This window comes from Dyella lutea, assembly GCF_024158035.1.
GTDB lineage: Bacteria > Pseudomonadota > Gammaproteobacteria > Xanthomonadales > Rhodanobacteraceae > Dyella_A > Dyella_A lutea.
Genome location: NZ_JAMZEK010000004.1, coordinates 72,663 through 88,734, shown reverse-complemented (window position 1 = coordinate 88,734; position 16,072 = coordinate 72,663). Strand labels below are relative to the sequence as shown.

Here is a 16,072-nt window from a genome sequence, read left to right as displayed (position 1 = left end):
ACGGGAGACCGCCATGCCGCTGGACCGACGTGACTTTCTCAAGCTCTCCGGGCTTGGTGCGCTGGCCGCCGGTACGGGTGGACTGGCCTGGCCCGGCGTCAGCGACGCCACTCGCATGGCGGCCGAGCTGGCCATACCCGCCGACTACACCCTGCGCATCGCCCGCAGCCTGGTGGAGCTGGCGCCGGACCACATCGTCTCCACCACCACCTACAACGGCAGCGTGCCCGGCCCGCTGCTGCGCTTTCGCGAGGGGCGGCGGGTGGTGGTGGACGTGCACAACGACACCGACGTGCCGGAGCAGCTGCACTGGCATGGCCAGTTCCTGCCGGTGGCGGTGGACGGCGCAGCGGAGGAAGGCACGCCGTACATTCCGCCGCACGGCATGCGGCGCTTGAGCTTCGTGCCGGGACCGGCCGGGTTCCGCTTCTATCACACGCATGTCAGGGCCGGTGACGACCTCTCCCGCGGCCAGTACAGCGGGCTGGTGGGACCGGTGTACATCGAGCCCCGGCACGAGCCGGGCGCGTACGACCGCGAGGTGTTCCTGACGCTGAAGGAGTTCGACCCGTTCTTCAGCCAGGGCGGCGACATGGCGATGGATTTCCTGCGCCCGGACACCGTGGAAGCAGCGCTGAAGGCGCGTGGCGAACAGGCGATGCAGGCCTCGCTGGGGCGCGGCGACAAGCATGGCTACGAGGTGGGCTACCAGGCGTTCGCGATCAACGGGCGCATGCTCGGCCACGGCGAGCCGGTGCGCGTGAAGGCGGGCGAGCGCGTGCTGTTCCACGTGCTCAATGGCAGCGCCACGGAGCTGCGCAGCCTGGCCTTGCCCGGCCACACGTTCACCGTGGTGGCGATGGACGGCAACCCGGTGCCGAAGCCGACCCGCGTGCCGGTGCTGTGGTTGGGCACCGCCGAGCGGATCAGCGCGATCGTGGAGATGGACCGCCCCGGCGTGTGGGTGATGGGCGACCTGGCCGACGACGACCGCTCTCGCGGCATGGGCATCGTGGTGGAGTACGCCGGCCAGCACGGCGCGCCGCGCTGGGAGGCACCGCCGCCGTTCGGTTGGGACTACCGCCTCTTCACCCTGCCCGGCGCGGTGGCTGCCAAGCCCAACGAAGTGATCGAGATGACGTTCGCCAAGCAGAACGCGGCGGCCGGCGGCTTCAACCGCTGGACGATCAACGACCAGGCGTTCGACATGCGTGCCGGCACCCCGCGCTTCGCGCTGGCGCACGGCAAGCGCTACCGCCTGCGCATGCACAACGCGAGCGACGACATCCACCCGATGCACCTGCACCGCCACACGTTCGAGATCACCCGCCTCGCCGGCCAGCCCACGGCCGGGCTGCACAAGGACGTGGCAATGCTCGGCGGCTACCAGACGATGGAGGTGGATTTCACCGCCGACCAGCGCGGGCTGTCGCTGTTCCACTGCCACATGCAGCTGCACATGGATTTTGGCTTCATGGCCCTGTTCGACTGCGCATGAGCGAGGCGTCGACGCGCGGCCGCGCGGGCGAGGTGGCCGCAGCATTCCTGCTGCTTGGGCTGACCTCGTTCGGCGGACCGGTGGCGCACATCGGCTATTTCCGCCGGGCCTTCGTGGAGCGGCGGCGCTGGCTGGACGAGGAGCACTTCGGCCAGTTGCTGGCGCTGAGCCAGTTCCTGCCCGGCCCGGCGAGCAGCCAGCTGGGGTTTTCCATCGGCCTGCTGCGCGCGGGCTGGCTCGGCGGGCTGGCCGCGTTTGCGGCATTCACCCTGCCCTCGGCGCTGCTGATGTTCGGCTTTGCACTGGCCAGCCGCGCGCTGGACGGCGTGTGGGGACACGCGCTGGTGCACGGGCTGAAGCTGGTGGCGGTGGCGGTGGTGGCCTATGGCGTGTACGGCATGGCGCGCACGTTGACGCCGGACTGGACACGGCGTGCGATGGCGCTGCTGGCGGCGCTCGCGATGCTCGTCCTCGGCGTGCCGTGGATGCAGCTGGTGCTGGTGGCCGGCGGTGCGCTGCTCGGCCCGTGGTTGTGCCGCGGGGTAATGGCGCGCCGGGGCGAGACCTTCGCGCTGGGCTACGGGCACGGCACCGGCGTGATGCTGATTGGCCTGTTCGCGCTGGGGCTGGGCGTGGCGTTCGCGCCGGGCATGCCGCCGCTGGGCCAGGTGGCGGCGGCGTTCTACCGCACCGGCGCGCTGGTGTTCGGCGGCGGCCACGTGGTGCTGCCGCTGCTGAAGGCCTCGGTGGTCGACCCGGGCTGGCTGGACAACGACAGCTTCCTCACCGGCTACGGCGCAGCCCAGGCAGTGCCGGGGCCGATGTTCTCGCTGGCGGCCTTCCTCGGCACGCGCCTGCCGGACGGCATGGGCGGCGCGCTCGGCGCGATGGTGGCGGTGCTGGCGATCTTCGGCCCGGGCCTGCTGCTGGTGGCCGGCGTGCTGCCGTTCTGGCGGGTGCTGGCCCAGCGCGCCGGCGCGGCACGCGCGCTGGCCGGGGTGAATGCGGTGGTGGTCGGGCTGCTGGCCGCGGCGCTGGTGACCCCGGTGGCGACCAGCGCGCTGCATGCGCCGCTTGATTGGGTGATCGCCGCGATCGGCGTGCTGATGCTGGCGCGGCGCTGGCCGCCGCTGGCGGTGGTGGCGTGGTGCGTGGCCACCACGCTGGGCGTGGCGCTGGCCTGAGCTTTCAGACCAGCAGCCACCCCGCGTGCAGCGCCAGCACCACCACGCTGATGCCCAGCCGCATGCGGCGGTAGGCCGGCGGCCACAGCGGGTCGCGCAGGTCGATGGCGAGCCAGATCGCGAAGCCGGCGGCGAGCAGCGCCAGCGCGGCGGGCGGCGTGTGCAGCAGCAACAGTGCGGCGAAGGCGATCAGGCTGGGCATCACCGCCTCCACGAAGCGCGCGGGCGCGACGCCGCCGGCCAGGCCGCGGCCCCAGCGCGCACCGCCGAGAAAGCTGAGGATCACCGCCCCGTAGGACACGAACACGGCGGCGGCGAAACCGCTCCACGCCGGCCACGCGAACGCGGCGAGCAGCGCGCCGGCGAACGGCAGCACGCCGCTCCAGCCCAGTGCGGGCATGCCGCGCGGCAGCGGGCTTTCGGATGCATCGACCATGCAGACATCTCCTGGCCGGCACCGCGCCGGCCCCGCGCAACATGATTACCGATGCCGCGTCCGGCCCCAAGGGCGGGCACGGCGGCGGGCGCTACACCGGCAGGCCGAGCGACTGCATGCGATTGCGCAGGCCGTCCACACCCTGGAAGTGCCAGCCATGCATGCCGAGCGCCTCGGCGGCGGCGACATTCTTCAGCGAGTCGTCGATGTACAGCGTGCGCGCCGGCTCGATCGCGTAGCGGCGGATCAGGCGGTGGAAGATCTCGGGATCGGGCTTGATCAGCTTTTCCTCGCCGGACACCACGATGCCCTCGAACCAGCCGAGGAAATCGAAGCGCTCGCGCGCCAGCGGAAAGGTTTCCTGCGACCAGTTGGTGAGCGCGTACAGCCGCACGCCTTCGTCACGCAGCCGCGCGAGCAGGTCCACGCTGGGCTGGATCGGGCCGCGCAGCGTCTCCAGCCAGCGCGCGCGGTAGGCGGCGATCTGTTCGGCGTATCCGGGATGTTCCGCGCTGAGGCCGGCCACCGCCTCGGCCCACGGCCGGCCGGCGTCCTGCGCGAGGTTCCAGGCCGGCGTGCACACCTCGGAAAGGAAGCGCTCCATCGCCGCCTCGTCGTCGAACAGCGAGCGATACAGGTAGCGCGGATCCCAGTCCACCAGCACGCCGCCGAGGTCGAACACCACGGTGTCGACCCGGCTGCCAGCGCGGTCGGGCGAGAGCGGCAGGGAGGGCGATGTGGCGGCGGACGACATGGGCACGGACCGTGGCGGGAAAGCGTTCATCCTAGCGCAGGGTGGCGAGGCTCTCCGGCGCTTGCGGCGAGGTGGTCGGCGACCATCGCGGCCAGCGGTGCGTGCGCGATGCGCAGCAGGTCGAACACGCCGGCGGCCTGCAGCGGCGCGGCCAGTTCCAGCACTTCGCGCTCAAGGCGCCGGCGGGCGGTTTCGTCGGTGGCGGCGAGCAGCTCGCGCAGCTGGGCGACGAAGCGATCGAGCTGCGGTGCGGAGGTGCGCGGCGCGGCGGCGCCCGGTCCGGCTGGCGGATGTGCGGGGCCGGCGAACAGCGCGCCGCGCGCGTGCATCGGACGGAAGGCGGCAGCGAGGCGCTGCATCAGCGTGGGCAGCGGAGCGGAAGCGACTTGCGTGGTCATGGATCGTGCCTCGATGGGGAGCGGGAAACGCGCGGCTTGTCGGCACGCGCGGCATCGGGCACGGTAAGACCTCAACTTAACTTGAGGTCAAGCATGGGCAAGGCATCGGATGTCCCGGCGCTGAGCGTGGGCCAGGTGGCCGCGCGCAGCGGCCTGAGCGTGTCGGCGATCCACTTCTACGAGACCAAGGGGCTGATCCGCAGCTGGCGCAACGCCGGCAACCAGCGGCGCTACCGACGCGACGTGCTGCGGCGGCTGGCGGTGATCCGGGTGGCGAACCGCACCGGGCTGCCGCTGGCCTCGATCGCAGCGGCACTGGCCGAACTGCCCGACGAGCGCACGCCGACCGTGGCGGACTGGAAGCTGCTGTCCAGCCACTGGCGCGCGGAACTGGACGAGCGCATCGCGCGGCTCACGCAACTGCGCGACGAACTCACCGGCTGCATCGGCTGCGGCTGCCTGTCGTTGAAGAAATGTCCGCTGCGCAATGCAGGCGACCGGCTCAGCGAAGACGGCAGCGGCCCGCGCCTGCTCGACGCGGACGCGCTGTAGCGCTGCGCCGCGGCTTGGCGGCCGGCCGCACGCGGAGGCATCATCGCCAGGCCACCAGCCGAGGAGATCGCCATGACGACCAGGGTGCTGGGCATCGACCTGCACGATGCCGGACGCGACGGGGTGTACCGGGTGGACCCGGACGACCCGGTCACGCTGGTGGGCGACGCGCAGCGCGCGGGGCTCCAATTGGCGCGCATCGACCTGGCGGACTGCGGCAACGAGGCCGCCGCGCTGGAGCGCATCGCGGCGCAGGCCGGCCTGCCGCCCGCGGCCGCCGGCTCGTGGGCACAGCTCGATGCGGCGCTGCGCGCCGACGAGGGCGCCGGTCGCGTGCTGCTGTTCGACCACGCGGTGACGTTCTGCCGTGCGTCCCCGGATGCGTATGCCGCGAGCCGCCGCGCGCTGGAGGAGATGGCGCGCGCCTGGCATGCGCGCGGCGTGCCGTTCTTCGTGTTCATGGCATTCCCGGACAACGAGACCCGCGACGCGGCGATCGACGCCTGAGATCACCCGGGACGAGCGGCACTGGCGGAGGCCAGGCGCCGACCGGATGCTCCACCGCACACCCGCTGCCGGAGCGCCATCGATGATCCTGCTCGCTGCCCTGTTGATCACTTCGACCGCCGCGCCGTCGCCGACCTGCCAGGTGTGGCAGCGCGAACAGGCGTTCGCGCGCAGCGTGCGCGAGCATGATGCGACGGCATTCCGCGGCTTCCTCGCCGCGGACGCAGTGTTCGACGCGAACGGCGAACACCCGCTGCACGGTCCGGCCGCGATCCTGCCGGCCTGGCAGGCGGTCATCGACGGCAAGGCGCTGCAGCTGGACTGGCAGCCGGCGCAGGTGGTGACGAGCGCGGATGGCCGGCTGGCGCTGTCGAGCGGCCCGTACGTGATGACAGCGACGGGCAAGGACGGCCAGGCGCACACCGTGATCGGTCGCTTCGCGACCACGTGGCGTCGGGGTCGCGACGGCGCGTGGCGGGTGCAGTTCGACGGCGGCGACGAAGGGCGCCCGGCCGACGCCGCGGCACTCGCCGCGTTCGACCGGCACCGCGACGCTCCCTGCCCCGAATCGCGCTGAGCATTGATGTCCGAAAACGGCGAGTTCCAACGCGGACGCGGTGCTAGCCTGCCGGCATGGACACCTCCACCCTGCTCCCGCGACCGCTGGACACGCGCACCTGCGAACAGGCGCGACTGAGCCGCGACGCGCGCTTCGACGGCCTGTTCTTCACCGCCGTCACCAGTACGCGCATCTACTGCCGCCCGGTGTGCCCGGCGCCGGCGCCGAAGGCCGCGAACGTGCGCTACTACGCCAGCGCCGCCGCGGCCGAGGCGGACGGCTTCCGGCCCTGCCTGCGCTGCCGGCCGGAGCTGGCGCCGGGCAACGATGTCTGGCAGCGCGGCGAGCATGCGGTGGCGCGCGCACTCACGCTGATCGAGCACGGCGAACTGGAGCACGGCTCGGTGGACACGCTGGCGGCGCGGCTGGACCTGGGCGCGCGGCAGCTGCGGCGGCTGTTCGTCGAGCATGTCGGCGTGCCGCCGATCCGCGTGCACACCACGCGCCGCCTGCTGTTCGCCAAGCAGCTGCTGACCGAGACCGCGATGCCGGTGACCGAGGTGGCGATGGCGGCCGGCTTCGGCAGCCTGCGCCGCTTCAACGCCGCGTTCGCGCAGGCGAACCGGATCGCCCCGCGCGAGCTGCGCCGGCTGCCGCGCGCACCGGCCGGCGCACCGCTGGTGCTGAAGCTTGGCTACCGCCCGCCGTACGACTTCGCCGCGCTGCTGGCGTTCCTGCGCGGCCGCGCGCTGCCCGGCGTGGAGGCGGTGGACGAAGCCAGCTACAGCCGCGTGTTCGGCGATCCGGCCGCGCCGTCGTGGCTGCGGGTGAGCGCCGGTGCACGCGACGAGCATGCGCTGCGGCTGGAGGTGCACGGGGTGCCGCCGGGCGAACTGCTGGCGGTGGTGACGCGGCTGCGCCGCATGTTCGACCTGGACGCCGCGCCGCAGGCGATCGCCGCCGCGTTGCGCCGCGATGCGGTGCTCGGCCCGCTGGCGAGGAAACACCCGGGGCAGCGCCTGCCCGGCGGCTGGGACGGCTTCGAGATCGCGGTGCGCGCGATCCTCGGCCAACAGGTGAGCGTGGCCGCGGCGCGCACGCTGGCCGCACGGGTGGTGGAGCGCTTCGGCACGCCGCTGGCCGCCTCGCCGCGGCCGGGACTGGCCAAGCTGTTCCCCTCCACCGCGCAGCTGGCCGAGGCGGACCTCGGCGCGCTCGGCATCACCACGGCGCGCGCAGCGACGATCCGTGGCGTAGCGCAGGCGCTACTGGACGGCCGCATCGACTTTCGCCCCGAACAGCCGCTGGACGCATTCGTCGAACGCTGGGTGGCGCTCCCCGGCATCGGTGCATGGACCGCGCACTACATGGCAATGCGCGGCTTGAGCCATCCGGATGCGTTCCCCGCGGCGGACCTGATCCTGCGCCGCGCGGCCGCCCCCGATGGCGAGGCGCTGAGCACACGGGCGATGGAACAGCGCGCCGAGGCATGGCGCCCCTGGCGCGCCTACGCGGTGATGCACCTGTGGCGCAGCGTGGCCGTTGCGCCGAAGACGAAACCGTCAAGATGAACGACACGACGATCCACTACGTCGACCTGCCCTCGCCCTGCGGCGTGCTGCGCCTCAGCGCCGATGCGCACGGCCTGCGCGGCATCCATTTCGAAGGACGGCGCGGCCACGGCCCGGCACCAGCTGGCTGGGTGCTCGACCCGGAGGCGCTGGCGTTCGCGCGCGAGGCGCTGGAGGAATACTTCGCCGGCAAGCGCACGGCCTTCGAGCTGCCACTGAACCCGCGGGGCACGCCGTTCCAGCTCGCGGTATGGCGCGAGCTGTCGTGCATCCCGTACGGCGAGACGATCAGCTACGGCGAACTGGCGCGGCGCGTGGGCGATCCTGGCGCGGCGCGGGCGGTAGGCGCGGCGAACGGCGCCAATCCGCTGCCGATCGTGGTGCCCTGCCACCGGGTGATCGGCGCCAACGGCAACCTCACCGGCTTCGGCGGCGGCCTGCCGAACAAGCGCTGGCTGCTGGCGCTGGAAGCGCGCGTGGCGCGGGGCGACCTGTTCGGCTGACCGCGGCGCTCAGTGGCCGACGGTGCCACCCTTCTCTGCGGCCACCGGCTGGGGGGCGGGTTGCGGCACCGGCTGTGCCATCAGGGCGTCGCTGTAGCGCTGTACGCGATCGCGCTGCTGGGCGTTGTAGAGCTGGTCCTGCGCCTGCTTGGCGTTGTCGACCTGCTTGTCGTTCGAGGTGGTGCTACCGGGCTTGCTGCGCGTGCTCTCCAGCGTGCGCTGGGTCAGCTGGTGTTCGAGCTGGGCCTTCTGCAACTGGTCGCGCACCTGGCTCTGTTGCACCGCCTCGCGGAAGCGCTGCTGCGAGCCGGTCGGCTGGATCGGCACCGGGCGCGGGGCCGGCGCGGTGGACTGGGCCTGCACGGCGCCAGCGGCGAGCAGGGCCACGGCCATGGCGGCAAACACGGGGGAGAGCGGGCGGGAGCGTGTCATTGTCACACCTGTGCGCGATCATGGCGCGTTGTCATGGATGTGGATCGTAGGTTCCAACGCATGAAATTCCCGTTTCGTTTACTCGCCCTCGCGCTGCTGCCGTTCATCGCTGCCTGCGCGGGGACCCCGGCGCGGGATGCCGCGGGCCATCGCCCCGCCCCGCTGCTGCTGATCTCGATCGACGGCTACCGCCACGACTACATCGACCGCGGCTTCAGCCCGAACCTGGCCGCGCTGGCCCGCGACGGCGTGCGCGCCCGCAGCATGCAGCCCTCGTTCCCCTCGCTGACCTTTCCGAACCACTACACCCTGGTCACCGGCCTGCGCCCGGATCACCACGGCATCGTGCACAACACGATGGACGACCCGCAGCTGGGCCATTTCGACCTGGGCGATCGCAAGGCGGTGAGCGACGGGCGCTGGTGGGACGAGGCGACGCCGCTGTGGATCACGGCCGACCGCCACGGGCTGAAGACCGCGACGATGTTCTGGCCCGGCACCGAGGCCGACATCCAGGGCATGCATCCGGATCACTGGCGCCCCTACGACGGCGACGTCACCGCCGACCAGCGGGTGGACCAGGTGCTGGCCTGGCTGGACCTGCCGGGTGACCGGCGCCCGGGCTTCCTCACCCTGTATTTCGACGCGGTGGACCACGCCGGCCACGAGCACGGCCCGGACTCGTCCGAGGTGGACCAGGCCCTGCGCGATACCGACGAAGCGCTGGGCCGCCTGGTGGCGGGGCTGCGCCGGCGCGCCATGCTCGAACGCATGAACATCATCGTGGTGTCCGACCACGGCATGGCCACGGTGCCGATGGGCCACGTGATCACACTGGACGGGCTGCTGCCGCTGGACCAGGTGAAGCTGGTCACCGCCGGCGTGCTGGCCGGCATCGACCCGAAGCCGGGTACCGACTTCGCCGCGATCGAGGCCCGCATGGAGCGGCCGCACGCACACATGCGGTGCTGGGACAAGTCGCGCGTGCCGGCCCGGTTCGCCTACGGCCACAACCCGCGCGTGCCGCAACTGCTGTGCCTGGCGGACACCGGCTGGACGATCTCCACCGACAGCTACATGCGCCGCCACCCGCAGACCGGAACCCGCGGCGAGCACGGCTACGACAACGCCGACCCGCGCATGGGCGCGCTGTTCGTGGCGCATGGTCCGGCGTTCGAGCGCGGCGTGGTGCATGGCGCGTTCCCGAACGTGGACGTGTATCCGCTGATGGCGCACCTGCTGGGCCTGGAGCCGCGGCCGAACGACGGCGACTACGGCCAGGTGAAGGACATGCTGGTGCCGGCGACGCGCTGAGCGTGACGGCGCGGCTACAGGAAAAAGCGCCATAGGCCAATCGGGCCATGGCGTGTGCGCCATGGCTGTCCATCATCGCTCACCCCTTCCCCTTTCACGACCCGTACCCGCATGTTCTTCCGATCTCTCTGCTGCGCCGCCGTCGCCCTGCTGGCCGGTTGCGCCACCGCGCCCCACGCCCCTGCCGCGCGCCCGGCCACGCCGGCGACGCTGCTGCTGGTGTCGCTCGACGGCTTCCGCGCCGATTACCTGGACCGCGGCCTTTCGCCCACTCTGTCCGCGCTGGCCGACCAAGGCGTGCGCGCGAAGGCAATGAAGCCATCATTCCCTTCGCTGACTTTCCCCAACCACTACACCCTGGTGACCGGGCGCTACCCGGACGACCACGGCATCGTCGACAACTCGATGTTCGATCCCGCGCTGGGTCGCTTCAGCCTGGGCAACCGCAAGGCGGTGGGCGACGCGCGCTGGTGGAACGAGGCCGAGCCGATCTGGGTGACCGCGCAGAAGCAGGGCCTGCGCGCCGCCACGCTGTTCTGGCCCGGCTCGGAGGCCGCGATCCACGGCGTGCGGCCGGACCACTGGCGACCGTACGACGGCGACATGCCATACGACGCGCGCGTGGACAAGGTGCTGTCCTGGCTGGACCTGCCGGCCGCGCAGCGCCCGCAGCTGCTCACACTGTATTTCGAGGCCGTGGATACCGCCGGGCACTACTACGGACCGGATGCGCCGCAGACCAATGCGGCCATCGGCCAGGTGGATGCCGCGCTGGCGCGGCTGGTGGCCGGGCTGAAGCAGCGCGGCCTGTACGACCGCATCGACCTGATCGTGGTGGCCGACCACGGCATGGCACAGACGCCGCCGGACCAGCGCATCTTCCTCGACGACCTGATCGTGCCGGGGCACGCCACGGTGGTGTCCACCGGCGCGATCTCCGGGATCATCCCGGCGCCAGGCCACGAGGCCGAGGTGGCGAACGCCCTGCTGCGCCCACACCCGCACATGCAGTGCTGGAAGAAATCGGACATCCCGGCCCACCTGCACTACGGCCACAACGCGCGGGTGCCGCCGCTGTTCTGCCTGGCGCAGACCGGCTGGCTGATCACCAGCAACACCCGCAGCATGCTCCACCACGGCAAGCCGATCTGGGGCGAACACGGCTTCGACAACGACGACCCGGCGATGCGCGCGCTGTTCCTGGCCCACGGCCCGGACTTCCGCCGTCACGTGGTGGTGCCGGAGTTCCCGAATGTGGACGTCTATCCGCTGATGACGCATCTGCTGCACATCGTGCCCGAGCGCAACGACGGCGATTACCGGCCGGTGGAGGAGATGCTGGTGCCGGCGGCGCGGTGAGGCCGTTTCGCGTTGCGGGGATGGTCTGGGCTTGATCGAGTGACCGTGGAGGGCGTTCGCATCGTTATCTGTTCTTCATCCACTGCAATTCCCACCGCTTGATGCAGTCCCCACTAGCTGCCGGGAAGTGCGCTCATGAAAAGCCAAGGCTTTCGTACGCCTTCGGCGCCCGAGTCACTTTCTCTTGGGTCGCCAAGAGAAAGTGACTCGGCCTCCGCAGGAGGACGAAACCGCTCTTGGCTCTGATGCTGAGCACAACGAGGACTGCGGAAAGACACTGGATGACCGGCTTCCGCCATTGAAACGCGCCTTCCGCTTTCGCGGGAATGACGGCAGTTGGGTATGCGGTAACACTCGGCGCGCGCCCTGCCCCTCTGCGGCGGCTGCAGCGCGGAGGGAAAGCCCCCTCACGGCATCGCCCCGCGACTGGCCGGCTGCGGCAGCGTCGCCACGTTCACCAACGGCGGCAGCCGATACAGCCGCCATGCCACCAGCAGGCCGGCCAGCACCAGCGCGCCGACGAAGCCGACCACGCCGTTCCAACCGTGCGAAGCGTAGAACAGCCCGCCGCTGGCGCCGGCGATGCTCGAACCCATGTAGTACGAAAACAGGTACACGCTCGAGCCCTGCGCCTTGGCCGCACCGGCGCGACGACCGACCCAGCTGCTGACGATGGAGTGGCCACCGAAGAAGCCGAAAGTGATCGCCACGATACCGAGCAGGATCAGCGGCAGCGATGCCGCAGCAGTGAGCCCCACGCCGGCCAGCATCAGCGCGAACGCGCTCCACAGCACCTTGCGCCGACCCAGCCGACCGGCCAGGTGGCCCATCCAGGTCGAGCTGAAGGTGCCGATCAGGTAGATGCCAAAGACCAGGCCGACCGCGGTCTGGCTGAGATGGTACGGTGCGGCCAGCAGGCGGTAGCCGAGGTAGTTGTAGACGGTGACGAACGCGCCCAGCAGCAGGAAGCCCTCGGCGAACAACCACGGCAGGCCGGCATCGCGGAACAGCCCGGCGAAGCGGCCGAGCAGGCTGCGCAGGTGGAACGGTCGCGCCGTGAAGTGCCGCGATGGCGGCAAGCTGCGCCAGAACAGCAGACAGGCCACCAGCCCCACCGCGCCCACCGTGCCCATGCCCACGCGCCAGCCGAAGTGGTCGGTCAGCACGCCGGCGATCAGCCTTCCGCTCATGCCGCCGATCGCGTTGCCGCTGATGTACAGCCCCATGCCCAGCCCGATCGAGTCGTGGTGCACCTCCTCGGCGAGGTAGGTCATCGCCACCACCGGCACGCCGCTCAGGGTGAAGCCGAGCAGCATGCGCAGCGCGAGCAGCAGCGGCCACTGCTGCACCATCGTGCTGGCCAGCACCAGCAGCGCGGAGGACAGCAGCGAGGCGACCATCACCGACTTGCGCCCCACCGCGTCGGACACGCCGCCCATGAACAGCATGGCGAAGGCCAGCACGCCGGTGCTCAGCGACAGCGACAGCGCGCTGGTCGCCGCGCTGACGCCGTAGTCGCGGCTGAACTCGGGCATCAGCGGCTGCACGCAATACAGCAGGCCGAAGGTGGCGAAGCCGGCGGCGAACAAGGCCAGGTTGGTGCGCCGGAACGCCGCCGTGCCATGGCGGATCGACTCGACCTCGGCCGGCTGCGCCGTGTCGACCGCCTCGGAACCGCCCTTCGTCATCGGGTTGACCTGCCGGATTGGTGATCGGGGAGCGCGAAGCTTAGAGCCAGCGGGCCGGACGATCGACCATCGCGATTGGGCGACCGGTCGGGGCCGTCGGTCAGTCCTTCGCTCTACCGGACGGGTCATGCCCGCGCAGCAGCGGCTCCAGCGACACCGACCAGGCGTTGAGGTTGCCGTTGTCCCACTGCTCGATCCGTTCGAGGTAGGCCCGTGCCTGCGCCGGCGAGTGCGGGTAGTGGCCCACCGGTGCGGCGCGGTCGCTGGCGAAATACAACGTGCGATGGTCCGACCCGAGGTGCGGCAGGTAGTCCGTGCTGAAGCCGCCGGCATCGTCGCCGGCGTAGCGGATCGGCTGCGGCTCGGCCCAGCCGTCGCCCTGGCGGAACACGATGAACAGGTGGTCCTTGCTGTCGCCGGGCAGGCGATGGTCGCTGGCGAACACCATGAACGAGCCGTCCGGTGCGATCTCCGGGTCCACGTCGTTGTCGCCGTAGTGGCTGAACGACAGCGGATGCGCCGGCTGGTAGCTACCGTGCGCGAATGCCGACACGTAGAGCCGTTTACCCTTGCCCGGGTCGATCGAGAGGAAATACAGGCTGCCGTCGCGCGCCATACTCGCCTTCCACACCGCGTCGCTGAGGTTGACCGTGGCCGGCAGGCGCTGCGGCTCGCTCCAGCGGTCCCAGCCGGGACCGATGCGGTCCACCTTCCACAGGCCGACCTGCTGGTGCGCGGGTATGCCGGCGGAGCGGCGGATCGAGACGTAGACCAGCGACTTGCCGTCCGGCGAGATCTCCGGCGCAAGGTCCGGCCAGCGGCCGGAGAACGGGGCGATCGTCGGTGTCGACCAGTGACCGTCGATCCGGTGCGACTCCATGATCGTGCCGCCGCCGGCGCCGCTGCGGGTGAAGAACAGGGTCTGCCCGTCCGGGCTGAAAGTGGGGGCTTCGTCGTTGGCCGGACCGGACACGACGCCGGGAGCGAAGATCTGCGGGGCTGCCAGCACGGTCGGTGTGGACGCACTGGCGGCGGCACTGAGGCCACAGGCCAGCACCGCGGCCAGCCAGGCGGTGGAACGGGGCGATCCCTGCATGGAGGAACTCCTTACGGCGCGCGGGCCGGAAGCGGTGGCGGGCCCTGCCTTCGAGGCGACAGAGGGGCAGTGCCCACGCTAGCGCCACGCGTCCGGCGGCGGCACCTGCCGGACGTCACCCGCACCCATGGCAGGGCGAATCAGTCACCGGCCGGCGCCAGCGGCAACAGCAGGGACACCTCCAGCCCACCGCCCGCAGCGTTCTCCGCGTGCACGCCGCCGCCGTGTGCGTGCGCCACACGCTTGACGATGGCCAATCCCAGCCCGCTTCCCTCCGCCCGAGGCGCGTTGCTGCCGCGGAAGAACGGCCGGAACAGCGCGGCCAATTCGCCCGGCGGCACACCCGGACCGTGGTCGCGCACCGACAGTCGTGCCTGCCCTGCCGCGGTGTGCGCGCCCAGCACGATCTCGCCGCCCGGCGGGCTGAACTTGATCGCGTTCGACAGCAGGTTGTCCAGCGCGCGTTCCAGCAGCAGGGCATGGCAGGAAACGGGGACCGGCGATGGCGCGTCCAGCCGCAGGGCGATACCGCGGGCGGCGGCCTCCAGTTGAGCGCGCGCCGCGCCGTCGCGCGCCAACGCGGCGAGGTCCACCGGTTCGCGCTGGTCGCCCGGCAGGCCGCCTTCCAGACGCGACAGCGCCAGCATCTCGCCGGTCATGCGGTCCAGCTGTTGGATCTCCTGCTCGGCACGGGCGAAGTAGCCGGCGGCCTCGGCCGGATCCTCGCTGCGCCGCGCGAAATCCAGCAGCAGTTGCAGCCGCGCCAGCGGCGAGCGCAGTTCGTGGGAGAGGTCCTGCAGCACGCCGCGATCATGCGCGACCAACGCCTCGATGCGCTCGGCCATCGCATCGAAATCGCCGGCGAGCTGGGCCAGCTCGTCGCGGCCGCGACCGTTCTTCCAGTGCACGCGGGTGGACAGTTCGCCGGCCGCCATGCGCCGGGTCGCCTCGCGCAGCGCCGCCACCGGACGCGCCACGCTGCGCGCGATCCACCAGCCGATCACGCCGATCAGCAATAGCGAGAGCAGCGCCTGCACGGCGAGCAGGATGGTCTGCCGGGTGTGCTGGTGCAGGCGGGTGTGGGTGCGACTGAGGGCGACCAGCTGGCGCGTCCGGCCGTCGGCGCCCTGTACCGGCTGCACGGCCAGGTAAAGGCCCGGGCGCGGCTGCACCAGCACGTCGTGCCCGGCGGCGAGCCAGCTGGGCAGGTCGCGCAGCATGATCGGCCCCGCACGGAACGGTGTCAGCGGCCGGCAGTCTTCGAACAGCGTCGCCTCGATACCTTCCCTGTGCTGCTCGCGCGACCACTCGGCCAGCCCACGCCCGCCCCCGGTGTCGTAGGCGTGGCTGGCATCCCGGGCCAGCGCCGACCAGTCGATCTCCACCGCCGTGGTGTATTCGATGAAGCGCTGCGCCAGCGAGCCGCCGACGAACAGCACCACCAGGTTGGCCAGGCAGAAACCGACCAGCAGGCGCCGGTAGAGCGAGCTGCGCAGCGGGTTCATGCGCCACCCGCCCGCAGCAGGTAGCCGGAGCCGCGCACCGACTCGATCCGCGGCGCATCGGCCGACGCCTCGGCCAGCTTGTGCCGCAGGCGGCTGACGTGCACGTCGATGCTGCGGTCGAAGCGCTCCAGCTCGCGACCGAGCGCGAGCCGGGTGAGCGTGGCCTTGTCCACCACCTCGCCCGCGCGCTGCGCCAGCGCGAGGAGCAGAGAGAACTCGGCACCGGTCAGCGTGAGCTCCCGCGCGTCGACGAACGCCTGGCGGTCGCCCGGCTGCAGGCGCAGGTGGCCGACCTGCACGTTCGCCGCCGCCTCCGGCGTCCGCCGACGCAGCTGCGCACGCACGCGGGCGAGCAGTTCGCGCGGCAGGCAGGGCTTGGACAGGTAGTCGTCCGCGCCCAGCTCCAGCCCGATCACGCGGTCCACCGGCTCGCCGCGCGCGGACAGCATGATCACCGGCAACCGCTGCTGCAGGCGCAGTTCGCGCAACGTCTCCAGGCCATCGCGGCCGGGCATCATCACGTCGAGGATCAGCAGGTCCGGACGCTGCGCACCGTCGCGCAGACGCGCCAGCGCCGCCTCGCCATCGTGCACCACGTCCACGGTGAAGCCTTCGCGCTGCAGGTACTCGGCCAGCAATTCGGTGAGGGCGCGGTCGTCGTCGGCGATCAGGATCCGTTGCATGGCAGCCATTTCAGTGGGGCAGCGGCGCGGACG

At 71.5% G+C, this 16,072-nt stretch carries 17 protein-coding genes; 9 read left to right on the top strand and 8 right to left on the bottom strand.

The window, feature by feature from the left end; genetic code table 11:
• Positions 1-13: 13 nt before the first annotated feature.
• Both NC595_RS17030 and chrA read left to right on the top strand, forming a co-directional pair.
• Positions 14-1,498, top strand: coding sequence for a multicopper oxidase domain-containing protein (locus NC595_RS17030; RefSeq protein ID WP_253568511.1), 1,485 nt, complete (start codon positions 14-16; stop codon positions 1,496-1,498).
• Entirely contained in the window at positions 1,495-2,682 is a 1,188-nt protein-coding gene (chrA, locus tag NC595_RS17025; RefSeq protein ID WP_253568510.1) for a chromate efflux transporter, read from the top strand. The genes NC595_RS17030 and chrA overlap by 4 nt, the downstream gene beginning before the upstream one ends.
• 4 nt (positions 2,683-2,686) lie before the next feature.
• Here chrA and NC595_RS17020 read toward each other — a convergent pair whose 3' ends face one another.
• The 3 genes from NC595_RS17020 to NC595_RS17010 form a co-directional block, all read right to left on the bottom strand.
• Positions 2,687-3,118, bottom strand: a complete 432-nt coding sequence (locus NC595_RS17020; RefSeq protein WP_253568509.1) for a DUF3429 domain-containing protein — start codon at positions 3,116-3,118, stop codon at positions 2,687-2,689.
• Positions 3,119-3,209: 91 nt separating this feature from the next.
• Positions 3,210-3,872 carry an HAD family hydrolase gene (locus NC595_RS17015; RefSeq protein ID WP_253568508.1) on the bottom strand — a complete coding sequence of 221 codons (663 nt, stop codon included), beginning with the start codon at positions 3,870-3,872 and terminating at the stop codon, positions 3,210-3,212.
• Positions 3,873-3,898: 26 nt separating this feature from the next.
• Positions 3,899-4,270: a hypothetical protein gene (locus NC595_RS17010; RefSeq protein WP_253568507.1), complete on the bottom strand. Its 372-nt coding sequence runs from the start codon at positions 4,268-4,270 to the stop codon at positions 3,899-3,901.
• Between the two features lie 93 nt (positions 4,271-4,363).
• Here NC595_RS17010 and soxR point away from each other — a divergent pair, with 93 nt between their 5' ends.
• The 5 genes from soxR (at position 4,364) to NC595_RS16985 (ending at position 7,962) form a co-directional block, all read left to right on the top strand.
• Positions 4,364-4,822 carry a redox-sensitive transcriptional activator SoxR gene (gene soxR / locus NC595_RS17005; protein ID WP_253568506.1) on the top strand — a complete coding sequence of 153 codons (459 nt, stop codon included), beginning with the start codon at positions 4,364-4,366 and terminating at the stop codon, positions 4,820-4,822.
• 72 nt (positions 4,823-4,894) lie between these two features.
• On the top strand, positions 4,895-5,329 hold the full coding sequence (locus tag NC595_RS17000; protein WP_253568505.1) for a barstar family protein: 435 nt from the start codon (positions 4,895-4,897) through the stop codon (positions 5,327-5,329).
• An 82-nt stretch (positions 5,330-5,411) separates the two neighbouring features.
• Entirely contained in the window at positions 5,412-5,906 is a 495-nt protein-coding gene (locus NC595_RS16995) for a YybH family protein (protein WP_253568504.1), read from the top strand.
• A gap of 56 nt (positions 5,907-5,962) precedes the next feature.
• Positions 5,963-7,459: a DNA-3-methyladenine glycosylase 2 gene (locus tag NC595_RS16990; protein WP_253568503.1), complete on the top strand. Its 1,497-nt coding sequence runs from the start codon at positions 5,963-5,965 to the stop codon at positions 7,457-7,459.
• Complete coding sequence (locus NC595_RS16985; RefSeq protein WP_253568502.1) at positions 7,456-7,962, top strand: methylated-DNA--[protein]-cysteine S-methyltransferase; 507 nt, start codon at positions 7,456-7,458, stop codon at positions 7,960-7,962. The genes NC595_RS16990 and NC595_RS16985 overlap by 4 nt, the downstream gene beginning before the upstream one ends.
• A gap of 9 nt (positions 7,963-7,971) precedes the next feature.
• On the opposite strand, the gene NC595_RS16980 is transcribed toward NC595_RS16985, so the two are convergent.
• The gene (locus tag NC595_RS16980; protein ID WP_253568501.1) at positions 7,972-8,394 is read right to left on the bottom strand and encodes a hypothetical protein; all 423 of its coding nucleotides are present in this window, start codon (positions 8,392-8,394) and stop codon (positions 7,972-7,974) included.
• A gap of 60 nt (positions 8,395-8,454) precedes the next feature.
• On the opposite strand from NC595_RS16980, the gene NC595_RS16975 reads away from it, so the two are divergent.
• Together NC595_RS16975 and NC595_RS16970 are read left to right on the top strand one after the other, a co-directional pair.
• Positions 8,455-9,708: an alkaline phosphatase family protein gene (locus NC595_RS16975; RefSeq protein WP_253568500.1), complete on the top strand. Its 1,254-nt coding sequence runs from the start codon at positions 8,455-8,457 to the stop codon at positions 9,706-9,708.
• A gap of 111 nt (positions 9,709-9,819) precedes the next feature.
• Positions 9,820-11,067: an alkaline phosphatase family protein gene (locus NC595_RS16970; RefSeq protein ID WP_253568499.1), complete on the top strand. Its 1,248-nt coding sequence runs from the start codon at positions 9,820-9,822 to the stop codon at positions 11,065-11,067.
• Between the two features lie 407 nt (positions 11,068-11,474).
• Here the strand turns inward: NC595_RS16970 and NC595_RS16965 are convergent, their stop codons facing one another.
• From NC595_RS16965 to NC595_RS16950, 4 genes are all read right to left on the bottom strand, one after another.
• Complete coding sequence (locus NC595_RS16965) at positions 11,475-12,755, bottom strand: MFS transporter (protein WP_253568498.1); 1,281 nt, start codon at positions 12,753-12,755, stop codon at positions 11,475-11,477.
• A 100-nt stretch (positions 12,756-12,855) separates the two neighbouring features.
• Positions 12,856-13,851 (bottom strand): TolB family protein, encoded by a 996-nt coding sequence (locus NC595_RS16960; protein ID WP_253568497.1) that lies wholly within the window; start codon positions 13,849-13,851, stop codon positions 12,856-12,858.
• A gap of 140 nt (positions 13,852-13,991) precedes the next feature.
• Positions 13,992-15,356: a sensor histidine kinase gene (locus tag NC595_RS16955; RefSeq protein WP_253568496.1), complete on the bottom strand. Its 1,365-nt coding sequence runs from the start codon at positions 15,354-15,356 to the stop codon at positions 13,992-13,994.
• Positions 15,353-16,039: a response regulator transcription factor gene (locus tag NC595_RS16950; RefSeq protein WP_253568495.1), complete on the bottom strand. Its 687-nt coding sequence runs from the start codon at positions 16,037-16,039 to the stop codon at positions 15,353-15,355. Before NC595_RS16950 ends, NC595_RS16955 begins: the two co-directional genes overlap by 4 nt.
• Between the last annotated feature and the right edge of the window lie 33 nt (positions 16,040-16,072).

What these genes read in the sequence shown, in the direction of transcription:
- NC595_RS17010 (WP_253568507.1), bottom strand. Translation starts at nt 4,270, where the DNA reads ATGACCACGCAAGTCGCTTCCGCTCCGCTGCCCACGCTGATGCAGCGC.
- soxR (WP_253568506.1), top strand. Translation starts at nt 4,364, where the DNA reads ATGGGCAAGGCATCGGATGTCCCGGCGCTGAGCGTGGGCCAGGTGGCC.
- NC595_RS16970 (WP_253568499.1), top strand. Translation starts at nt 9,820, where the DNA reads ATGTTCTTCCGATCTCTCTGCTGCGCCGCCGTCGCCCTGCTGGCCGGT.
- chrA (WP_253568510.1), top strand. Translation starts at nt 1,495, where the DNA reads ATGAGCGAGGCGTCGACGCGCGGCCGCGCGGGCGAGGTGGCCGCAGCA.
- NC595_RS16955 (WP_253568496.1), bottom strand. Translation starts at nt 15,356, where the DNA reads ATGAACCCGCTGCGCAGCTCGCTCTACCGGCGCCTGCTGGTCGGTTTC.
- NC595_RS17030 (WP_253568511.1), top strand. Translation starts at nt 14, where the DNA reads ATGCCGCTGGACCGACGTGACTTTCTCAAGCTCTCCGGGCTTGGTGCG.
- NC595_RS17020 (WP_253568509.1), bottom strand. Translation starts at nt 3,118, where the DNA reads ATGGTCGATGCATCCGAAAGCCCGCTGCCGCGCGGCATGCCCGCACTG.
- NC595_RS17000 (WP_253568505.1), top strand. Translation starts at nt 4,895, where the DNA reads ATGACGACCAGGGTGCTGGGCATCGACCTGCACGATGCCGGACGCGAC.
- NC595_RS16975 (WP_253568500.1), top strand. Translation starts at nt 8,455, where the DNA reads ATGAAATTCCCGTTTCGTTTACTCGCCCTCGCGCTGCTGCCGTTCATC.
- NC595_RS16980 (WP_253568501.1), bottom strand. Translation starts at nt 8,394, where the DNA reads ATGACACGCTCCCGCCCGCTCTCCCCCGTGTTTGCCGCCATGGCCGTG.
- NC595_RS16960 (WP_253568497.1), bottom strand. Translation starts at nt 13,851, where the DNA reads ATGCAGGGATCGCCCCGTTCCACCGCCTGGCTGGCCGCGGTGCTGGCC.
- NC595_RS16950 (WP_253568495.1), bottom strand. Translation starts at nt 16,039, where the DNA reads ATGCAACGGATCCTGATCGCCGACGACGACCGCGCCCTCACCGAATTG.
- NC595_RS16985 (WP_253568502.1), top strand. Translation starts at nt 7,456, where the DNA reads ATGAACGACACGACGATCCACTACGTCGACCTGCCCTCGCCCTGCGGC.
- NC595_RS16965 (WP_253568498.1), bottom strand. Translation starts at nt 12,755, where the DNA reads ATGACGAAGGGCGGTTCCGAGGCGGTCGACACGGCGCAGCCGGCCGAG.
- NC595_RS16995 (WP_253568504.1), top strand. Translation starts at nt 5,412, where the DNA reads ATGATCCTGCTCGCTGCCCTGTTGATCACTTCGACCGCCGCGCCGTCG.
- NC595_RS16990 (WP_253568503.1), top strand. Translation starts at nt 5,963, where the DNA reads ATGGACACCTCCACCCTGCTCCCGCGACCGCTGGACACGCGCACCTGC.
- NC595_RS17015 (WP_253568508.1), bottom strand. Translation starts at nt 3,872, where the DNA reads ATGTCGTCCGCCGCCACATCGCCCTCCCTGCCGCTCTCGCCCGACCGC.